Annotated in this window: 18 protein-coding genes and 3 tRNA genes; 6 read left to right on the forward strand and 15 right to left on the reverse strand. The window is 29.7% G+C overall.

The window, feature by feature from the left end:
• Window positions 1–5: 5 nt before the first annotated feature.
• Window positions 6–1,430 carry an oligosaccharide flippase family protein gene (locus tag ISS06_02635; protein MBL7054067.1) on the reverse strand — a complete coding sequence of 475 codons (1,425 nt, stop codon included), beginning with the start codon at window positions 1,428–1,430 and terminating at the stop codon, window positions 6–8.
• A 75-nt stretch (window positions 1,431–1,505) separates the two neighbouring features.
• Between ISS06_02635 and ISS06_02640 the strand changes: the two genes are divergently transcribed.
• Window positions 1,506–3,044 (forward strand): SpoIID/LytB domain-containing protein, encoded by a 1,539-nt coding sequence (locus ISS06_02640; GenBank protein ID MBL7054068.1) that lies wholly within the window; start codon window positions 1,506–1,508, stop codon window positions 3,042–3,044.
• A gap of 65 nt (window positions 3,045–3,109) precedes the next feature.
• Here ISS06_02640 and ISS06_02645 read toward each other — a convergent pair whose 3' ends face one another.
• From ISS06_02645 to thiI, 3 genes are all read right to left on the reverse strand, one after another.
• Entirely contained in the window at window positions 3,110–3,313 is a 204-nt protein-coding gene (locus tag ISS06_02645; protein MBL7054069.1) for a TraR/DksA C4-type zinc finger protein, read from the reverse strand.
• A gap of 367 nt (window positions 3,314–3,680) precedes the next feature.
• The gene (locus ISS06_02650) at window positions 3,681–3,863 is read right to left on the reverse strand and encodes a hypothetical protein (GenBank protein MBL7054070.1); all 183 of its coding nucleotides are present in this window, start codon (window positions 3,861–3,863) and stop codon (window positions 3,681–3,683) included.
• Window positions 3,864–3,921: 58 nt separating this feature from the next.
• On the reverse strand, window positions 3,922–5,079 hold the full coding sequence (gene thiI / locus ISS06_02655) for a tRNA 4-thiouridine(8) synthase ThiI (protein ID MBL7054071.1): 1,158 nt from the start codon (window positions 5,077–5,079) through the stop codon (window positions 3,922–3,924).
• 88 nt (window positions 5,080–5,167) lie between these two features.
• Here thiI and ISS06_02660 point away from each other — a divergent pair.
• Together ISS06_02660 and ISS06_02665 are read left to right on the forward strand one after the other, a co-directional pair.
• A tRNA-Pro gene (locus tag ISS06_02660) sits at window positions 5,168–5,241 on the forward strand.
• A gap of 39 nt (window positions 5,242–5,280) precedes the next feature.
• A complete protein-coding gene (locus ISS06_02665; protein ID MBL7054072.1) occupies window positions 5,281–6,198 on the forward strand; it encodes an FAD-dependent oxidoreductase in 918 nt (305 codons plus the stop codon).
• Window positions 6,199–6,274: 76 nt separating this feature from the next.
• Here the strand turns inward: ISS06_02665 and ISS06_02670 are convergent, their stop codons facing one another.
• From ISS06_02670 to ISS06_02710, 9 genes are all read right to left on the reverse strand, one after another.
• On the reverse strand, window positions 6,275–8,113 hold the full coding sequence (locus tag ISS06_02670; protein ID MBL7054073.1) for a transketolase: 1,839 nt from the start codon (window positions 8,111–8,113) through the stop codon (window positions 6,275–6,277).
• Entirely contained in the window at window positions 8,114–8,743 is a 630-nt protein-coding gene (locus ISS06_02675) for a ribulose-phosphate 3-epimerase (GenBank protein MBL7054074.1), read from the reverse strand. It abuts the gene before it with no gap.
• 5 nt (window positions 8,744–8,748) lie between these two features.
• Window positions 8,749–9,189, reverse strand: coding sequence for a ribose 5-phosphate isomerase B (rpiB, locus tag ISS06_02680; protein ID MBL7054075.1), 441 nt, complete (start codon window positions 9,187–9,189; stop codon window positions 8,749–8,751).
• 29 nt (window positions 9,190–9,218) lie between these two features.
• On the reverse strand, window positions 9,219–9,680 hold the full coding sequence (locus tag ISS06_02685) for a DUF192 domain-containing protein (protein MBL7054076.1): 462 nt from the start codon (window positions 9,678–9,680) through the stop codon (window positions 9,219–9,221).
• Window positions 9,677–10,225: a TlpA family protein disulfide reductase gene (locus ISS06_02690; GenBank protein ID MBL7054077.1), complete on the reverse strand. Its 549-nt coding sequence runs from the start codon at window positions 10,223–10,225 to the stop codon at window positions 9,677–9,679. The genes ISS06_02685 and ISS06_02690 overlap by 4 nt, the downstream gene beginning before the upstream one ends.
• Before the next feature lie 54 nt (window positions 10,226–10,279).
• On the reverse strand, window positions 10,280–10,987 hold the full coding sequence (locus tag ISS06_02695; protein MBL7054078.1) for a thioredoxin domain-containing protein: 708 nt from the start codon (window positions 10,985–10,987) through the stop codon (window positions 10,280–10,282).
• Between the two features lie 84 nt (window positions 10,988–11,071).
• Entirely contained in the window at window positions 11,072–11,845 is a 774-nt protein-coding gene (locus ISS06_02700; GenBank protein ID MBL7054079.1) for a 2-oxoacid ferredoxin oxidoreductase, read from the reverse strand.
• A 5-nt stretch (window positions 11,846–11,850) separates the two neighbouring features.
• Window positions 11,851–13,575, reverse strand: a complete 1,725-nt coding sequence (locus ISS06_02705) for a 2-oxoacid:acceptor oxidoreductase subunit alpha (protein MBL7054080.1) — start codon at window positions 13,573–13,575, stop codon at window positions 11,851–11,853.
• A gap of 22 nt (window positions 13,576–13,597) precedes the next feature.
• Entirely contained in the window at window positions 13,598–15,829 is a 2,232-nt protein-coding gene (locus ISS06_02710; GenBank protein MBL7054081.1) for an adenosylcobalamin-dependent ribonucleoside-diphosphate reductase, read from the reverse strand.
• Window positions 15,830–15,924: 95 nt separating this feature from the next.
• On the opposite strand from ISS06_02710, the gene ISS06_02715 reads away from it, so the two are divergent.
• Window positions 15,925–15,996, forward strand: a tRNA-Gly gene (locus ISS06_02715).
• A gap of 20 nt (window positions 15,997–16,016) precedes the next feature.
• On the forward strand, window positions 16,017–17,459 hold the full coding sequence (locus ISS06_02720; protein MBL7054082.1) for a bifunctional (p)ppGpp synthetase/guanosine-3',5'-bis(diphosphate) 3'-pyrophosphohydrolase: 1,443 nt from the start codon (window positions 16,017–16,019) through the stop codon (window positions 17,457–17,459).
• Here ISS06_02720 and ISS06_02725 read toward each other — a convergent pair.
• Window positions 17,445–18,632, reverse strand: coding sequence for a hypothetical protein (locus ISS06_02725; protein ID MBL7054083.1), 1,188 nt, complete (start codon window positions 18,630–18,632; stop codon window positions 17,445–17,447). The genes ISS06_02720 and ISS06_02725 overlap by 15 nt on opposite strands.
• Before the next feature lie 236 nt (window positions 18,633–18,868).
• On the opposite strand from ISS06_02725, the gene ISS06_02730 reads away from it, so the two are divergent.
• Window positions 18,869–18,940, forward strand: a tRNA-Phe gene (locus tag ISS06_02730).
• 54 nt (window positions 18,941–18,994) lie between these two features.
• On the opposite strand, the gene ISS06_02735 is transcribed toward ISS06_02730, so the two are convergent.
• The gene (locus ISS06_02735; GenBank protein MBL7054084.1) at window positions 18,995–19,375 is read right to left on the reverse strand and encodes a hypothetical protein; all 381 of its coding nucleotides are present in this window, start codon (window positions 19,373–19,375) and stop codon (window positions 18,995–18,997) included.
• Between the last annotated feature and the right edge of the window lie 158 nt (window positions 19,376–19,533).

Consider the following 19,533-nt stretch of genomic DNA (forward strand, 5'->3'; position numbering starts at 1 on the left):
AAAAATTAATTTCTAAAATCAAGCATATTTTTAAAACTATCCCTTGAAAATGTATTTATGGAATACAAAACTAGGCCATAAACTATTAGAGAACTAATTAACAATAAAATCCAATTAATATTAGTCAAAATTATTAACCATGCTATCATTACTAAACTAGCCAGAGTTGTTTTCCAAAAAACTTGTAACAAAGGAAGAAATTTCGTCGTCTTATATATAATAAGGAAAGCAAAAAAAGTAACCAAGAACTCTACCAAAACAGTTATGTAAGCAGCTCCAATATATGAATATTTCGGAATAAAAAGAAAATATCCAAACAAAGCTATTAAGGCTGATGCTCCATAAAATAATAACATTTTTCTCTGCTGTTCGATTGCAATTATTGTATAAGTGACTAAACTGCTAAAGAATATTAACCCAATCGCAAAAATTAATATTTTTAACGGTTGAGCAGCTATGGCAAATTCTTGCCCAGCCACAAAAATCATTATTTGTCTAGCAAAAAAATAAACAGAAATTACTAGAGGAAAAACAATTATAACGAAAAAATCAAAAGATTTTTGAAAAATTTGATTAAATTTTTGTACATTTTGCTTTGCCCAAGCCCTGGTTAAAGGAGATAGAACCAATCCCATAAAAATAGGAGGAAACATAATTAAGGCCTCCAATATTCTATAAGATGCTCCATAAATACCTACTTGGTCTGGACTCTTAAACAAAGAAAGGATAATTGTATCGCCTTTAAAATAAATTGTTGTAAAAATAATTGAAAGACCGACTGGCCAAGCTTTCTTCAATATATTTTTCCATAAATTAAAATCTATTTTTAATGTTATTGAAATTGTTTTTTTTAATGACAAATAAAGAAAAATAAAATTTATAATTCCAGCCATAATTATTGCAAATAAAACTAAAAATATTCCATAATCCAGCCAAACCACCAATCCAATCAAGCAAACCAAGATAATTCTAGACAAAACCTCTGCACGGGCAACAATCTTCATGTTCATGTTTTTTTGAAAAAACCCTGTAATTAATTGGATTAATGAACCCGTTAAAAACGAAAGAGAAGTAATAGCAATACCTATTTTTACAATTTTAGAATACTGAGGAATGAAAAAAGCAACCAAAACTCCAATGAAAAGTACAATCGAACTTAAAATAATTCTAAGAGTAAAAAAATTACTAATTAATATTTTTTTATTAATGTCTGGCAAAGATAACATTTGAATAAAAATCAAATAAAGACCAAAATCTGCAAGAATAGCCAAGGCCTGAAGATAAGCTATTATAATAGTAAATTGACCGAATCCAAATTGACCCAGATGTCTTGCTATAAATCCAAAAACAAGTAAACTTAAAAAAAGTCCAATTAACTTTCCTAAAAAATGAATAACTGTATTTTTGGCAATTCTTTTAGATAGATTCATAATTTTATCATAATCAAGAAATTTCTTTTAATCAAGTATATTGACGTTAAAAAAAATATATATAAACTAATAAACATGAATATTAAATATTTATTTTTAATAATATTTATAATAATAATTGCTTTTCCAAACCAAGTATTAGCCATTACTGGATATTCAGCCCTGCGAACAGGTCAAAATCCTGCGAGTATTCCTGAGCTATATCCCAACCAAATAATTGATTTTTGGGTTAAATTTAAAAATACTGGAGAGCAAATATGGGAAGGAAGAGGGACAAAAACAGTATCCCTAAGAACAATATCAGGACAAAAAAGTAAATTTTTATATACAAATTGGTATAATTCATATACTCCCAATAAATTAAACCCTGTCTTAATTATTGGCTCCAACGAAGAATCTATTTTTCGATTTACTCTATCCGCTCCAAATAACCTCGGCATGCATTGGGAAAAATTTAATCTTTTTGCAGGCACAAATTTAATTTCTGGCGGAGAAATTGAAATAGGAATTAAAGTTGTTTCACGCGAACAAGAAGTCACAGCAATAACAGACCCAATTATAATAGAAGAAGAAGTAATTGAGATAGATCCTATAACAAAAGCTGACCCGATTATACCAACCCAAACATACTATTGGCAAGTAATCCCAAGCAATATAAATATTTTGAATAATCATATTTGGCCAACCAATGCCAATGGACCTGAAATTGAAATTGGTCTACTTTTTGTAGAAAAACAAGAAAAACCTGATTATTTACCATTTAAAATATCATCTTTAAATAATACTAGTTATGATATTTATGACCAAGACAATAAGCTACTAGTTCGCAATACATCCGGAGAATTGATTGAAGTTGATTATGATTATTCTCTAAATCGTTATTTTTTAAATTCAAGTGATGGTCAAAGAATTTTGATGACTGATTCTAAAATAAAACTTGCCAGTCCAAATGAAGAAGAAATTATATTCAAAATAGATAGTTGGCAAAGAGGACAATTCTGGGATGGAGGCATAAACGACAATGAATTTAGAGATAAAATAGAAATAAAATATAATCCAAACACTGAACGATTATGGTTAGTAAATGAATTACCAATAGAGAAGTATCTTAGAGGATTAGCCGAGGTAACCGACAACACTCAGTCAGAATTTTTAAAAACCCAAGCCATTGCAGCTAGAACTTATGCTGCTTTTCGATTATTGACTCCGAAATACACAAATACTCCTGATGGGAATCCGTTTTTTACAGTCCGGGCCACTCAGGCTGATCAAGTCTACAGAGGATATAACAAAGAAAAAAGAGCCCCCAATATGTTAAATGCAATCAATCTAACCAAAGGAATATTGGCTGTTTATGAAAATGATCCAATTTTAGCTTATTATTTTGCTCAAAGCAATGGTCAAACAATCGCTTCTCATCAAGCCAGAATGACTAATTCTCCTGTAAATTACTTGCAATCAAAAATAGACCCTCCGGGACAAGGAAAACAATTAATTGGTCACGGCGTTGGACTGCCTCAAAACAGCGGCATCACAGCAGCTAGTCAAGGTGCAAATTATTCTCAGATATTAAAATATTATTATTCTGGAATTGATCTAAATAGAGCATATTAGTTTTTGTAAAAATTTATAAAAAAAGAAAAACAGGGCATTTTTTTTGCCCTGTTTTTTTAATAATTTTAAATCCTCCTTACTAGTCTTTGTTCTTCCTTGCAAGAAACACAATGAGTTGTGTGTGGAACATGCTCAAGCCTTTCTATTGGAATTGGTTCACCACAATCAATACAATAGCCATATTTTTCCAAAAATTGCACTAATCTTTCTCTTGACTGAATTAAATTCTCAAGAAAATCTTCCTGCCTATATATATTATTATACTCCATTTCTGTGTTTTTTGAAATACTAGCAGTTGTACCATCTTCTATTCCTTCAAACCCATTATTTGATTTATTCAAGGCTAAAACTCTTTTAAGTGCTCCTTTCTTTGCTTTATTCGCTTTATGAATATGTTGATCAATTGCGCTTGCAATTTTCCACACTCTTTCATTGTTACATTTTTTTAACTTAATCTGCTGTATCATAGTAAAATACATAAGATCTTTAAATGTTTGTTCTGCCATTTACTACTCCTTTTTTTTATTTTTTTAATGAACCCATTGATATAACTAGGTAATAGATATTATATAATAATTACCTAAAAAAGTCAATATAAAAACTGCTCTTTTTATGGAGCAGTTTTTGATTGAAAATTCAGCTATTACATGATTTAAAGTAAGCATACATTAGTATTCCACACGGAATAAACAAGATACTAATAGAAATAATCGTAACCAAGATTCCAATAAATATAACAATCGGAAGTAAAGCGCAAAAAAATAAATAACCGATTGATTCAATGCCTCTTTGTAGCTGAAAACGTGTATTTGAATTCATGTTTCCTCCTTTTTTTAATGATAATGACAGCATAACAAATTTAAGGGATTTGTCAATATTAGATATATTTAATAGTTGTATTTTTTAAAGCTAATTTTATCAATTTTTTGATTTTTAATTTTTTAATTGCTTGGTCAACTTCTTTAATATTAGATTTTGTAGCTGGATGTTTTGGTAAAAACCTAGAACAACAATCCTGGTCAGGCAAAATTGATATTTCATAAGTATTAATTTGTTTTGCTAAGTTAATTATAGCTTGTTTATTTTTTCCAACCAAAGGCCTAAAAATAAGCAAATCAATTGCATTGTTTATTACAGCCATGTTAGCAATTGTTTGCGAAGCAACTTGTCCTAAATTTTCTCCTGTTACCAGGGCTATAATTTTCTCTTTGGTTGCCACTTGCTCTGCTATTCTTAACATAAATATTCTATACAAAACAACTCTTAATTTGCCAGGGCATTTTAAAAAAATTTCTTGTTGAACATCTGCAAAAGGAACTAAATAAAGTTTTGCCTTGTTCTTTGCTTTAGATAATACTTGAATTACTTTAATTACCTTGTCTACTGACTCCTTGTTCGTATATGGATAAGCATGAAAATGAATGAAAATCAACTCTACTCCTCTTTTAGCCATTAAATAAGAGGCCACTGGCGAATCAATGCCACCAGAAATCAACGATAATGCCCTGCCACTGACACCAACTGGCAATCCCCCATAACAAATTATTTTTTCAAAATAAATAAAAGCATATTTTTCAACTATTTCAATAAAACATGTTAAGTCAGGGTTTGTTAAATTGATTTTCTTTTTGTTCATTTTTTTAAGAAGAAAAACAGCTATATTTTTATTTATATCCGGAGAAAGCATTGGAAAATCTTTTTTTGACCTCTGTGTTAACACTCTAAATGTTTTAAATTTCTTTTTTTCAATTAATTCAAAAATAATTGTTTGAATTGATTCAATATCTTGTTTAGCGCTATAAGCAAAGGCAAAATAAGCAAGTCCAAAAACATCTTTTAACTTAGTTGTTATTTCAACTATATTTTTTTCTCCTTTAGACGATAATTTAACAATAATTCTCCCCGAGATCCTTTTAATAAAAACAAAGAAAGCATTATCAATGTTTGTTTGAATATTGGTTACTAATTTTTCTTCAAAAAATCTCCGATTTTTCCCTTTTATTCCAATTTCATCATAATGACAAATAATATACATAATATGTATTATAACAATAATTTATAATATGTGATACATTAAAACAGGATTTACAAATTTTTCTTTTTGCTTTATACTTATAAAATATCGGGACGTGGCCTAGAGGCTTAAGGCGCCTGCTTTGGGAGCAGGAGATCGGGAGTTCGAATCTCCCCGTCCCGACTTTTTATCATTAATTCTATTAAATTAAAAAGTTGTATTATGTTGGATTTAGTTATTATTGGTGCTTCAGCAGCAGGTGCTTCAGCAGGAATTTATGCTGCTCGCCAAAATTTAAATTTTAAAATTATTACAATTGAAACCGGAGGAGAGGTGGCTATTTCTGGACAAATAAAAAATCTCCCTGGCTGGGGAGAAACAAATGGAGCTGATGTTTCTAGAAAATTCCAAGAACATCTTGGTTTTTATGGTATAAAACCAATCACAGGCATTAAAATAAAAAATATAAAAATTTTAGATGATAAATCATTAGAAATTCTAGCTGAAAAAGATGAAAAAAAAATTAAATATCACTCTAAAACCATAATCATTGCTACTGGTGTTCGCCCTAGAGAATTAAATATTCCAGGAGAAAAAGAATTCAGAAACAAAGGACTTAGTTATTGTACTGTTTGTGATGGACCTTTGTTTAACAACAAAACAGTAGCTATTATTGGCGGAGGCATGTCAGCCATGGAATCAGTGTTAATGATGGATAAAATTGCATCTAAAATTTATTTAATCAATAAAAATCCTCAATTCAAAGGAGAAATAAGAACAATTGAAAAAATAAAAGCAGCGCAAAAAGTAAAAATTATTTACAATGCCCTGACTAGCAAAATTATTGGAACCAATTTTGTAAAAGGACTAGAATATAAAGATGGAAATAATCAAATTAAAGAATTGAAGATTGAGGGGATTTTTGTACATATTGGTATGACAACCAACTCTGATTTTATCCCAGCAGAACTAGATACAAATAAATTTAATGAGATTAAAATAAATAAAACTTGTGAAACCAATATTCCTGGCATTTTTGCTGCTGGAGACATTACTGACATTCCTCACAAACAGATAGTTATTGCTTCTGGACAAGGAGCATGTGCCGCTTTATCAGTAATCAAATATTTAAACAAATAAAAATAATTAATAAATGATTATTAATTATTGATTAGTGATTAGCAATTATTGATTAAAGGCCAGCCTACTGAGAAGCTTATGCTCTCAGTATTTTTTTTGTTTTAGAAATAATTGCATCAGAAGAAATTTCTTCAAAATTAAGTAATGTTTGTGTTGCTCCGCTTCTAGGAATTTTATTAACTGCTAATGAATAAATATTATAATCGCAATCACTTAAAATACTTTTAATTGCTTCTCCAATGCCTCCATCAGGATAATGGTCTTCAACAGTGATTATTGATTTAATGTTTCCAATTGATTTTACTAATAAATCTTTGTTTATCGGTTTTATGCTATAAAGGTCAATAACTTTTACAAATATATTCTGTTCTTTTAATTCTTTATATGCCTTAATTGCTTGATGAAGAGTAATGCCAGATCCAATGATAACCACTTTGTCATTGTTTGATTGTCGAACAATTTTATTATCTCCAATTAAAAAATCTTCGTTGGATTCGTAAATAACAGGAGTATTATTCCTCGTTGTTCTAATATAAACCAGCCCTTTGTGTTCAGCAGCCTTAAGAATTAATTTTTCCATTGACATGGCATCGCTTGGATAAAGAACAACACTCTTTAATATGCTGCGAAACATTGATATGTCCTCTAATCCCATTTGAGACGGCCCATCTTGTCCGATTGAAACACCAGCATGAGAACCAATAAATTTTACATTATTATTAGAATATTGTGACATCCTAATCTGATCAAATCCTCTTGTTAAAAAAGCTGAGAAACTAGATACAAACGGAATCTTGTTTCTTAATGACAACCCTAATGCCGTTCCGACCATATTTTGTTCGGCAATAAACATTTCGAAAAAATTATTTGGGAATTTATCTTTAAAATCTTTAGAAAAAGTTGAATTACTAACATCTCCATCCAAAACAACTATATTAGGAAACTTGTGAATAATTGAAATTAAAGCATTTCCATAAACTTTTCTAGTGGCAACCTCTTCTCCTTGCTTATATTTTGGGATTTTAATTAAATCTATTGATTTGTTGTTTGGTTGTAAATTATCGGGCTTTAAAAATTTAACTCTAATTTTTTTATCAATATCACCAAGCTCTTTAATTGCTTTAATTGCTTCATTATTATCTAATACTTTGCCATGATATCCATTTTTGTCTTCTAAAAAACTAACTCCCTTGCCTTTTATTGTTTTGGCAATAATCATTATCGGCGCTTTAGTTGATTTTAAGGCCTTGTTATAGGCTCTATTAATTTGTGGCAAAGAGTGTCCATTTTTTATAACAACAACCTGCCAGCCAAAAGATTTTAATTTGTTTTTGTAGGACTTTATGTCGTGCCCATACATTGTTTCGCCACATTGACCCAGGCGATTAACATCCAAAATACCTATTAAATTATTTAACTTATAGTGGGCTGCTAATTGAATTGCTTCCCACTGAGACCCTTCAGCCATTTCTCCATCTCCTATTAAAACAAATGTTTTGTATGGCAATTTGTCTAAATATTTGGCATTTATAGCCATGCCAACGCCTATTGATAATCCTTGTCCAAGAGACCCTGTAGCTGCTTCGGCGTATTTAAACCTTGAAGTAGGGTGACCTTCAAGATTGCTCTTAAACCTCCTTAAACACATCAAATCTGCTTCTTTTATCGCTCCTACTATAGCCCATAAAGAATAAAACAAAGGACTAGCATGCCCTTTTGAAAAAATAATCCTATCATTATTTGGGTTGGCAATGTTATTCAAATCAAACTTAAATTTTTTGTTAAAAAACAAGCCAACCATTAATTCAACTGCTGAAAAAGATGAAGTTGGATGACCAGATTCTGCTTTAGTAGTTGATTTTATAATCCAATATCTGATTAATTTTGATATTTCTTTTAATTTGTTCAAATCCATTTATTTATTCTTTAAAAGGTTAAGTTGACTAGATATATTCTTGGAATTAAATACCCCCGAACCAATAACTAAATAATCTGCTCCTGCTTTTTTTATTTCAGAAATATTAGTTAAGTTTATGCCACCATCAACCCCTATTTTTATGTTTGAATTAAATTTTCTCAATTTTTTTATTTTAGCAAGAACAGGTAGCTGGAACTCTTGCCCTCCAAATCCTGGCTTAACTCCTAAAAACAAAACCGCATCAACTTGATTCAAAAAAGGTTTTATCTTGGCTACTTCAGTATTAGGATTAATTGCAATTCCTTTTTTAAAATCATATTTATTCATTCTCTCTAAAACAAACGAAACATCATTAACAGCTTCATAGTGGAAAATAACTCTTTTAGCCTTTATTTGTTTGCAAGCTTCTAAATATTTTTCCGGATTCAATGTCATTAAATGAACTTCTATATTAAAGTTTAACTTAATATTTATTAAATCATTAAGATTAACTGAACTATTGTCAACAAATTTTTTGTCCATAATATCTATTTGAATCCAGTCAACAATATTTTCGATTTTGACTATCTTGTTTTTAAAATCTGTTAAATTATTTGTTAAAATTGCTAAAGTAATTTTTTGCTTCATTTTTATTATTCAATTTCCTTAATTTTGTTAAGACGACGTTGATGCCGAGAAGCATGACTAAACTCTGTATTAAGCCAAGCTTTAATAATTTTTTTTGCCTTATAAAAACTAATATGGTTATGTCCTAGACATAAAATATTTGTATTATTGTGTTGTCTGGCTCTGCTAGCCATTTTTTTATTAAAAACATTAGCAGCCATAATTCCTTTAACCTTATTAGCTGTGATACAAACGCCTATGCCTGTATCACAAATTATTATTCCTCTGCTATCTTTATTATTTTTGACCATCCTAGCAACCTTGATGGCAAAATCTGGATAATCATCTTGTTTATCAATATCAAAACTACCTAAATCTTCATATTTAACATTTAATTTAACTAAATATTGTTTAATTTTTTCTTTTAAATTAAATCCAGCATGGTCAGCCCCAATAAAAATTTTCATATTATTATTATATCAAAAAATATTAAATTTTAAAACATTTTTTCAATTAAATCATTAATTTGTATCTTGTTTTTATCACAAAATCCGGCTTGAACCTCTAAAACATATTTAATTGGTTGATTTGGCTTAAATTTAGCAGGAAAAGAAGCCGGGTCAATGTTTTTATTAATGTCAGCAATATAAAAGTCCTCTTTTACCCAAATAATATCTATTGGAAAATTCATGTCCTTCATCCAAAATGAATATTCGCCTGGTTTTTTATAAACAAAAAACATACCAAAATCTTCTGGTATATTTTTTCTACTTGAAAGACCTTTGGCTCTCTGACTAAAAGTATCAACAACTTCTACTTTAATTATCTGATTATTAATTTTTAATTTATAATTATTGTTATGATTTTTTATTAAATTAGCACTTATATTTATCCAAGCAATAAAAATAACCAATAATCCTAAAAAAATAACTCCTGTTTTTAAAAATAATTCACTCATTTTAATACTGGCTCAATAAATGCCTTTAATTGATTTAATTCAACAGCCCCTTGAAACCTATTAATAATTTTTCCTGTCATGTCAATAAGAATGTGTTCTGGGGTTCCTCTAACTGAATAATATTTTGAAACATTACCCATTAGGTCAACTGAAATAAAAAAATTTATATTATTATCTTTAATATATTTTTGAATCTTTTCTTTGGATTCTCCACCAACAATTGCAATTATTTGAATACTATTTTTATATTCTTTGTTTAATTTTTTTAAACTTGGCAACTCTTTTATACAAAAAGGACATGTTGTTGACCAAAACAATAAAAGCACTGGTTTTTCTTGACGAAACATTGATAAATTCATCTTTAGTCCAGCTGGATTTTCCAATATAAAATCAGGGGCCAGCCATCCAATAACTGGTTTTTCTAAAACACCTATTTCCTCTTGTTTGCTTTGTTCTGTTAAAGTGGTACTATTTTTTAGTATAAAAATAAAAACAACAACTAACAACAACAAGATTAATAAAATTATTTTATATTTAATTTTCATAAAACTAAAAGGAGTAAAATTTTACTTTTAACTCCTTTTAATAATCCAAATATATTATTTATTTAATTCTGCTTCAATTGCATCTTTTAATACATTATTTGGAACAGCTCCTATCAATGATTCATCGTTGATAAAAGTAGCCGGAGTTCCACTTATGCCTGAATCAATCCCTTCTTGATAATCAGAACTAACCTTGTCCTTGTATTTTTCATCTTCAACACATTTTTTAAACTGAGTTGAATTTAATCCAAGATTGGCAGCAACTTCAAAATAATAGTCATCACTAAACTTTGACTGATTATTAAATATTTCATCAACAAACTCCCAAAACTTGTCCTGCTCTCCAGCACATTCTGAGGCTTGAGCAGCTGGTCTAGCATTTGGATGAATAGAGTCTAATGGAAAATGTTTTATGCTTAAATAAACTTTTGATGAATATTCATCAAAAACATCCATGAGCGTTGAATGAAATCTTTGACAATAAGGACACTGCAAATCCGTGAAAACAGTAACTTTAACCTTGGCAGAAGAGCTCCCTTTGCCATGATCTGCTTTTGTTATTTTAAACTTTGGCTTAGGTGTTGGTCTGACAGGTGGAGCAGTTGGTTGGTTAGGCTGCTCTAAAGGTTCTTGAATCTCAGTTGGCTGAGTTGTGGCCACGCTTCCTGTTTTCCCTGAATAAATAATTGATCCTCCCAAGATTGCGCTTGCCAGAATAATAGCGCCTCCCATAAAAAGAACATATGCTTTATAATCTTTCATAAATTTTTAAAAAATTAAATTAATTAATATTATATTTATAATAACAATTTTTCCTTGCTTATGCAAGTATATTTCAGTACTTTATTATATTTCACTAAAAATAGGCCTTAATTGCTTATAAAAAACTCCCAAAGGAATTTTTGATTGGGTTGCTGTAATCGTTTTTAGTGCTAATTCCTTGTTTTTAAAATTATAAGATTTACTTAAATTATAAACCCTATCTTTATACCATGAATAAGTATTTATATAATTAAAAGTAACACACGGTTGCAATATCTCAACAACTGCCAATCCCTTATGATTTATCGCCTGTTTTAATATTTTTGATAATCCGTCAACATCTCCCGTAAATGCCCTGGCTACAAAACTAGCCCCGGCCACAAGAGCAAGAGATAATGGATTGATTGGATCCTCAACAACTCCATCCGGGGTTGTCTTAGATTTATATGATTTCGGAGAAGTCGGGGAGGCCTGTCCAGTTGTTAATCCATAAACACGATTATTGTGAATCAAGCAAGTGACATCAATGTTTCTTTTACAAGCATGTATTAAATGATTTGTCCCTTCTCCAACCTGATCGCCATCTCCACCAACTGAAAGAACTGTTAATTTTTTATTAGCAATTTTTGCTCCTTGAGCAACTGGCAATGGTCGTCCATGTAATGTGCCAACACCAAAACAAGATAAATAATTTACCATATGAGCATGACAACCTACTCCATAAGTAATCAATATTTCGTATGGTTTTAGTTTTAGATCTATAAAAGTTTTTTTAAGACCAGCTAATATGCCAAAATTACCGCACCCAGTACACCAACTAATTTTATAATCCGTATCAAAGTTATTAATATATTTCATTATTGTTATTTTAAAATTTTATTTACCTTGTCAACTATGTCCTCAATAAAAAGTTGCCGACCATCATATTTTAGCAACTTATGTTCTATTCTTATGCCTGTTTTTTCTCTTATTAATCCAGCGCATTGAGCTGATGCATTTTGCTCTATCATTAAAATATTTTTAGAAGATTTTAAAAATTTAACTACAAACTTAGCTGGAAATGGACTGAGATAATTTAAGTGAAGAAAATTACTTTTTATTCCTATTTTTTTTAATAATGCTTGTGCTTCCAATATAGGCCCCTTAGTAGATCCCCAGCCAACCAAGGTAATAGTTGCTTGCTTGGATCCATATATATTTGGATTTGGCATTTTTTTATAAAAAGATTCCATTTTTTTCATTCTTTTATCCATTTGCTTTATCCTGTTTTCTTTCCCCTCATCTGCAAAACCAAATTCATCATGCTCAACGCTATTAGCAATAAAAGTAAATCCTGGTCTACCCGGGATAGCCCTAGGAGATATACCCGAATCAGTTATCTTGTATCTTTTATATTCTTTTTGCTGTTCTTTTAATGACAATAATTTGCCTCTATTAATTTTTACTTTTAAATTTTTAAATAACGAAATACTTTGATGTGATTGAATAAGAAATTTATCAGCTAGTATAATTACTGGAACCTGATAAATATCAGCTAAATTAAATGCTTCTGCTGTGAGCAAAAACGCTTCTTTAATGCTCCCTGGAGCCAAGACAATTCTAGGAAAATCATCTTGAGCAGCATGCAAAACAAATCTTAAATCCCCTTGTCCCTGCCAGGTTGGTAACCCAGTAGCAGGGCCAGGCCTTTGACCATTAATAATTACCAATGGAGTCTCTGTAATACCAGCTAATCCAAGTGCTTCAACCATTAAAGAAAATCCTCCTCCAGATGTAGCCACCATTGCTCTTGCTCCTGAAATACTTGCTCCAATAGCCATGTTAATTCCTGCTATTTCGTCTTCTGGCTGAATATAAGTAATATTATTTTTTTTCTTATTTTTAACTATATGAGTGAGAATAGGATCTATGGGCGTCATTGGATAACAAGCAAAAAAATTTAACCCGGCTTTAGCAGCTCCCAGAGAAATTGCCTCTCCTCCCGAAACAATGCTTTGCTTTAATGGTTGCTTGTTTTTCAAAAAATCTCCTGCCTTGGCTTGACTAAAGTTAAATCCTGCCTGAGCAGCTTTAATGTTTTGATTAATTATTTTCTTTGATTTTAAAAACAATGATTTTTTAATTAATAAAGATAAAATATTAAAATCCCCTCCAAGTAAAGAAATTGTGAATCCAATTGCTACACTATTCATCATTATCTCTCGACCACCTATTTTAGTTGCTAAAGAAATTAAAGGAACATAAAAAATCTTAACATTTTTAGATATTTGAACATTTTTTGCTAAAATCTTATCTGCATTAGCAATAATTATTGATTGAGATGATAAATATTTTTTATTTAATTCAATAGCATCTAAATTAAGCGCGATTAAAACATCTATTGTTTTTTTATGTGCTTGAATTTTCTTAGAAGAAACCCTGGTTGTATAAATATTATGACCACCCCGAATCAATGATGGGTTTTCATTAAAATCAAAAATATAATATCCTGAATTTACACAAAAATTAGAAAAAAGGAGACCAGAGGACATTATCCCTTGCCCTGCTTCTCCTCCTATTCTCCATGTAAAATCTTTATTTTTAAGCATAATATTTATATAATATATTGTTTTAAGAAGAACACAACCCAAAACCACAATTAGGGCAAGAAAAGCAACCTTCTTGAGACAAAAGTTGACTACCACAATCAGGACAAAACTTGCCTGATGAATTTTTAATCTGATTTATTTTTGGTTGAGACTTTTTTAATAATGTTAAAACTTCACTCTTTCTTGAACCACTCCTATAAACAGTACAAGATTTACATTTTGATTTCCATGCTAAAAGATAAATATCCAAAACATCGGCCAGCGTAGCCCTGTTTGGCAAATTAACTGTCTTTGAAATGCTATTGTCAACATATTTTTGAAAACTAGCCTGCATTTTTACATGGTCAATTGGAGCAATGTCCATTGAACCAACAAAAACATCTTTTATATTTTTAGGAATTCCCTTTATGTTTTGAATACTCCCTTTCTCAACTATCTCTTGAGCTAATTCTTCTGTGTAAATATCTTTTTGCATTAATTTTTTGGTTAGATGTTTATTAGTATAATGAAGTTTTTGTCCTTTCATTACTTCTTTTGTGTATGAAAGAGCAAAGTATGGCTCAAGCCCTGAAGAACAATCACATAACATTGAAGTTGAACCAGTTGGAGCAATGGTTGTTAAAGCAGTATTTCTCATTTTTATCCCTGTGTTTTTGTAAACACTTAAATCATAATTAGAAAAAACTCCCTTTTCTTTCGCTAACTGCTCTGACATTAAATGAGCTTGTTTGTTTATAAACTTCATTACTTTTTCTGCAACACCTCTCCCTGCCTTAGAATTATAAGGCAAATTTAATTGAAAAAGCATATCAGAAAATCCCATAATACCTAATCCTATTCTTCTATTTTTCTTAAAAATATTATTAATTTTTTTTACTGAAAAAGTCGTTAAATCAATTACATTATCCAACATTCTTACAGCGGCCATAACAACCTCTTTTAATCTATCCCATTCAATCTCCTCATTTTTTACAAATTTATCTAAATTAATAGACCCAAGATTACAAACATCTCTATCGTGAATAAATTGCTCACCACACGGATTACATGCTTCTATTCTGCCAATGCCTGGCAATTTATTCGTTCTATTAACTTCGTCTATAAAAATTACGCCTGGTTCTCCATTTGTCCAAGCTGATTCTACTATTTCTTCCATAATATCTTTGGCTGTAATTTCAATTTGTTTTATTTCTAAAACAACGCCGTGTTTATCTCTAATAATTTTCCTTGGCTTCATTCTTTTGCCGTTAAATTTACAAATCCATGGCTTAGTTGATTTACTTTCAACCTGCTTCATAAATTTATCAGTAAGAGAAATTGAAATATTAAAATTTTTTATATCACCTTCTATGCTTTTACATTTTATAAAATCGAGAATATCAGGATGGTCAACTCTCATTACAGCCATATTAGCACCATGCCTCCCTTGTTGCTTAATGACTCCAAAAGCTTCATTGTAAACTCTCAAAAAAGAAACAGGACCAGAGGCAACTCCTTTAGTCCTTTTAGCAATATTACCGGCTGGCCTTAACATATGAAACGGAAACCCTATGCCAGACCCACTTTGTTGTAATAAGGAAGCATCTCTTAAAGAAGAAAAAATTCCTTTCATGCTATCTTCTATATGGAGAACTATGCAATTAGAAACTATTGGCAAAGAAGTTCCTGCATTAGCTATTGTTCTGCCAGCAGGCAAAAATTCAAACCTTGAAATAATATTATAAAAATCTTTTTCAAATTTTTTTATCTCTGTTTTAGTTTTCTTATACTTTTTTTCTACTCCTGCCAATGCTTTGGCGATTCTTTTAAACATTTCTTCCGGTGATTCAACTATTTTTTCATAGTAGATGTCTTTTAAAAGATATCTATCTGCTAATACTCTTAAAGAATTTAATGATATCGGTAACTTAGTGGTTTTACCTGATAAAATTTCTTTTTTAATTTTTCTTATTTTATTATGTTCTTGTCTGTAAATAATATATGACTTAGCTGCTTTTATAAATCCTTGTTTCATTAAAACAATTTCAACAATATCCTGAACCTCCTCAACAGTTGGACATGCCTGTCTGTCCTTGTAAACTTTATTTAGCATGTCAACAACTTTATTAGAAAGCATGATTGATTCTTTTGAATTGTATTCCTCAACTGATTGCCCTGCCTTTAAAATAGCATCTGTAATTTTTGATTGATTAAAATTAGCTATAGTTTTATCTCTTTTTTGAATTTTTTTAATTTGATTAATTATTTTTTCCATATTATATTTTTTATATTATAAAATAATTATACAACAACCAACACCAATTGTCAAAACCTTGATTTTTATTTTAATTATGTTAAAATTTTAATATTGCGGGTGTGGTATAGTGGCTATTATAACTCCCTTCCAAGGAGTAGACGGCAGTTCGATTCTGCTCACCCGCTCTTTTTTTAATTAAAAAAATATGAATACAATTGATTCTCTTTTTCGAAAAATATTAAAATACAACCAGCAAGCTGATATTAAAAAAATCAGACAAGCTTATGATTTTGCTAAAAAAATCCATAAAAATGAAAAGAGAATCTCTGGCGAACCAGTCATAAAACACTTGTTAAAAATTGGTCACCTCTTAGTTGACCTTAAAATTGATGATATTTCTATTATGGCCGGCTTAATGCATCGAACTCTTAAATCTGACAAAGATATGCTGAACAAAATTGATGAAAAATTTGGAACAGAAGTGGCTCTAATAGTAAATGGATTAAACAACTTGAGTTCTAGCACTAAAAAATTTTCGATTCAAAAAGAAAATATTAAAAACTTTCGAAAACTTTTAATTGCATCAACCGACGATATTAGAATCTTAATTATTCGCTTAACTAATAAAATTTTAGATGGTCAAACCGCCTCTTGGTTGCCAAAAGAAAAACAAGCAAGATTTGCTAAAAGAATTTTTTATTTATACGGGCCTTTATCTGAGTTTATTGGATTACATATATATAAAAAAGAACTTGAAGACATTGCCTTTAATATTTTGTTTCCAGATGATTATAAATGGATCACGAAAAAACTCGCTACCAGTAAAAAACAAGGCGAAAGAGATATTAAAAATATAATTAAAAGCATTGAACAAGTACTATCTGAGAAAAAAATTAAATATATTGATATTTTTGGCAGAAGCAAGGGACGTTGGAGTACTTGGAATAAAATAAAAAAATATATTAAATCAGGGAAAATAATATATAAAGACGCTACTGTTATACTAGATCGCATTGGTATAACTATTTTGTTAAAAGATGTTCCATCATGCTATCTTGTTTTAGGAATAATTCACTCTCTCTGGCCTTATTCAAAAGAAAAGTTTAATGATTATATTTCACAGCCAAAACCAAACAAATACATGGCTATTCATACTAATGTTCAATTTGAAAAAAAGATTATTGAAATTCAGATTAAAACAACTAAGATGCATGAACACAATGAATTTGGACCTGCTTCACATATTGCTTACAAAATAAAAGGGAATAAAAGTGTTGTTGATTATTCTTATAAATGGGCAAAAGATTTAATTTTATGGAAAGATAAATCTAAGACCCAACATTTTAAATTAAAAGTTTTTCAAGACTGTGTTTACGCTTTAACCCCTAAAGGAGATATTATTCAATTAAAAAAAGGCTCTTGCTCTCTTGATTTTGCTTATAAAATTCATAATGGATTAGGAAATGCTTGCAGAGGTGTAAAAATAAATAAAAAAATGTGTAAAATAAGTCAATTAATCAAGAATGGAGATGTTGTTGAAATAATAAAAAGTCGCGAGAAAAACCCTAGACCTTCTCTCGACTGGATAAAAATTGCACAAACAAAAGAAACAAAAGCTAAAATAAAAAAAGCTTTAAATCATTCCTAATATCATCAATATACCAATAATTAATATAATCAACCCTGATATTAAGTGCAAATATTGTATGTTTTTATCTTTCCAATTAGATAAATCATTAACTTTAAACAAGCTTGAATAAACTATTAAAACAATAATTAACATTGGCAAGACAAAGACAAAGTTATAAACTAAAAGCCATGGAATTGTTTTTACAATATCTAATTTAGACAAAATGCCTGCTCCAATTATATAGGGCCCAATAGTGCATGGCAGCAAAAACAAAGTAACAAATGACCCGATTGCAAATGCCCCTAAAGGAGAAGTTACTTTAGAAATTATATTTTTAACTTTTGGTCTTAAAAATAAAGGCATTTCTGTTGCAATCCTGCCTGGCTTGTATTTTATAAAATCTCTAATATTTAAAATTCCCAAAACAATCGCCATTAACCCTAATATTTTATATATCCAGTTTCCAAGCGAAGACATAATATAAGTAATTTGAAAAAATTTAATAATTATTAATCCATAGAGAAAATACATTACAAAAACAGCTCCAATAAAAGAAAGTCCTGACAATAAAACCCTTAACTTTTTGTTTGGATTATAACTAATAAGGGTAATTAACATTAAAAATAAAACAGCTAAAGCGCAAGGATTTATGGCGTCAACTATTGCTAAAGATAAAATCTTAAATAATGTTAATTCATTATTTATTCTTTCGCTACTTTTGTCATCTTTAATTATAATTTCTTTGTTTGTTAATATTTCTGAATTACCTGGAAAATTATAAGCAATTTTTTCTGAAAAACTAACAGTTTCTCCGTTACTCAACAAGCATGGATTTCCTTTGTTTCGAATAATAAGGGAGTCAATATTTTTTATAATCTCTTTATCTCCAATCAAATAACTTTTTTTATCTAAAATTATCAAAGGAATAGATAGCCCTGAATTATATTGTTTGTCATATTCAACAATCAAATCAATATTTTCCTTATTCTCATAAATCTCGTATTTAATAATATCTAACTCAGGATATTTCTTGAGCAATGATGAAGTTATTGCATCCACTTTTGCACAATGAGGACATCCTTTTCCAGTAAAATAAACAAGGCAGGTAGAATCTTCTGCTTGAACTGGGTTAAAAGGGATAACAACCAAAACAAGAAATAAGGAAAAAATAATAAAAAAATTTTTAAACATATGCCTTATTTTAACAAAAAAAATTAAAAAATTAAAGTATTTACAAATTAATAAATATAAATTATAATAAAAAAAATAACTCATCAAAGATAAATCTCTGAAAAAAAAGTAAAAAATGTTTCTTTTGTCATATCAACTAAAGCAAATGAAGCGAGGAAAACGAAGAGGCAAGCCAAAAATAAACATTTACTAATACATTGGGGTCAATCCCCTCCAAGTTAGGACTGACTTCCTGCGCCGAGGTAGCTCAGTGGTAGAGCAGTAGACTGAAAATCTACGTGTCGGCAGTCCGATTCTGCCCCTCGGCATTTTATATTATTAAAAAACCTGCACAATTTTGTGCAGGTTTTTGAGTGGTCCTTTTAATCACTTTTTATAAATTTTTCAGCAGACATTAGCAAAGAATCGATTTGATTACTGTTGGTCGGGGAATAACCAAGCATTTCCATTTTTAATAAAACAAACTTTATGCTCACAACGCACGATTCAATATCAGTTCTTGTTAAAAAAGAATCATGTTTTGGCAAAAAATAATCATTTATTTCTTTGCTCTCAATTTCTTCTTCCCAGCCCAATGTTTTTTGGTGACTAGCAACAAGAATAGCCAGGTCATTTAATGAAGTATTCAAATCTGTTACCAGAGTATCTATGGTTAATGTATCTATCATTATTTCTTCTACTGAAACTGTCTGCGAATAAATGCCCGTGAAACAGCCAACAACTATTATGCTTACTAAAAACATTCTTAGTGCTCTCATTTTTTTTGTTCTCCTTTGATTATTAATGTACTTAACTACATTATGTATGCAGCCATTGTATTATTAACCAATATAGCATATTTTAAGGTTTTGTCAATCGCAAACTGCCTAAATAAAAAATGTGCAATATCAAAGATCGCACA

It is taken from the genome of Patescibacteria group bacterium, assembly GCA_016784145.1.
GTDB lineage: Bacteria > Patescibacteriota > Patescibacteriia > UBA2591 > UBA6264 > BS150m-G65.

Bases quoted from the DNA above. Each gene is read 5' to 3' on its own strand.
- ISS06_02635 (MBL7054067.1), bottom strand. From the start codon at position 1,430: ATGAATCTATCTAAAAGAATTGCCAAAAATACAGTTATTCATTTTTTA.
- ISS06_02640 (MBL7054068.1), top strand. From the start codon at position 1,506: ATGAATATTAAATATTTATTTTTAATAATATTTATAATAATAATTGCT.
- ISS06_02645 (MBL7054069.1), bottom strand. From the start codon at position 3,313: ATGGAGTATAATAATATATATAGGCAGGAAGATTTTCTTGAGAATTTA.
- ISS06_02650 (MBL7054070.1), bottom strand. From the start codon at position 3,863: ATGAATTCAAATACACGTTTTCAGCTACAAAGAGGCATTGAATCAATC.
- thiI (MBL7054071.1), bottom strand. From the start codon at position 5,079: ATGTATATTATTTGTCATTATGATGAAATTGGAATAAAAGGGAAAAAT.
- ISS06_02665 (MBL7054072.1), top strand. From the start codon at position 5,281: ATGTTGGATTTAGTTATTATTGGTGCTTCAGCAGCAGGTGCTTCAGCA.
- ISS06_02670 (MBL7054073.1), bottom strand. From the start codon at position 8,113: ATGGATTTGAACAAATTAAAAGAAATATCAAAATTAATCAGATATTGG.
- ISS06_02675 (MBL7054074.1), bottom strand. From the start codon at position 8,743: ATGAAGCAAAAAATTACTTTAGCAATTTTAACAAATAATTTAACAGAT.
- rpiB (MBL7054075.1), bottom strand. From the start codon at position 9,189: ATGAAAATTTTTATTGGGGCTGACCATGCTGGATTTAATTTAAAAGAA.
- ISS06_02685 (MBL7054076.1), bottom strand. From the start codon at position 9,680: ATGAGTGAATTATTTTTAAAAACAGGAGTTATTTTTTTAGGATTATTG.
- ISS06_02690 (MBL7054077.1), bottom strand. From the start codon at position 10,225: ATGAAAATTAAATATAAAATAATTTTATTAATCTTGTTGTTGTTAGTT.
- ISS06_02695 (MBL7054078.1), bottom strand. From the start codon at position 10,987: ATGAAAGATTATAAAGCATATGTTCTTTTTATGGGAGGCGCTATTATT.
- ISS06_02700 (MBL7054079.1), bottom strand. From the start codon at position 11,845: ATGAAATATATTAATAACTTTGATACGGATTATAAAATTAGTTGGTGT.
- ISS06_02705 (MBL7054080.1), bottom strand. From the start codon at position 13,575: ATGCTTAAAAATAAAGATTTTACATGGAGAATAGGAGGAGAAGCAGGG.
- ISS06_02710 (MBL7054081.1), bottom strand. From the start codon at position 15,829: ATGGAAAAAATAATTAATCAAATTAAAAAAATTCAAAAAAGAGATAAA.
- ISS06_02720 (MBL7054082.1), top strand. From the start codon at position 16,017: ATGAATACAATTGATTCTCTTTTTCGAAAAATATTAAAATACAACCAG.
- ISS06_02725 (MBL7054083.1), bottom strand. From the start codon at position 18,632: ATGTTTAAAAATTTTTTTATTATTTTTTCCTTATTTCTTGTTTTGGTT.
- ISS06_02735 (MBL7054084.1), bottom strand. From the start codon at position 19,375: ATGTTTTTAGTAAGCATAATAGTTGTTGGCTGTTTCACGGGCATTTAT.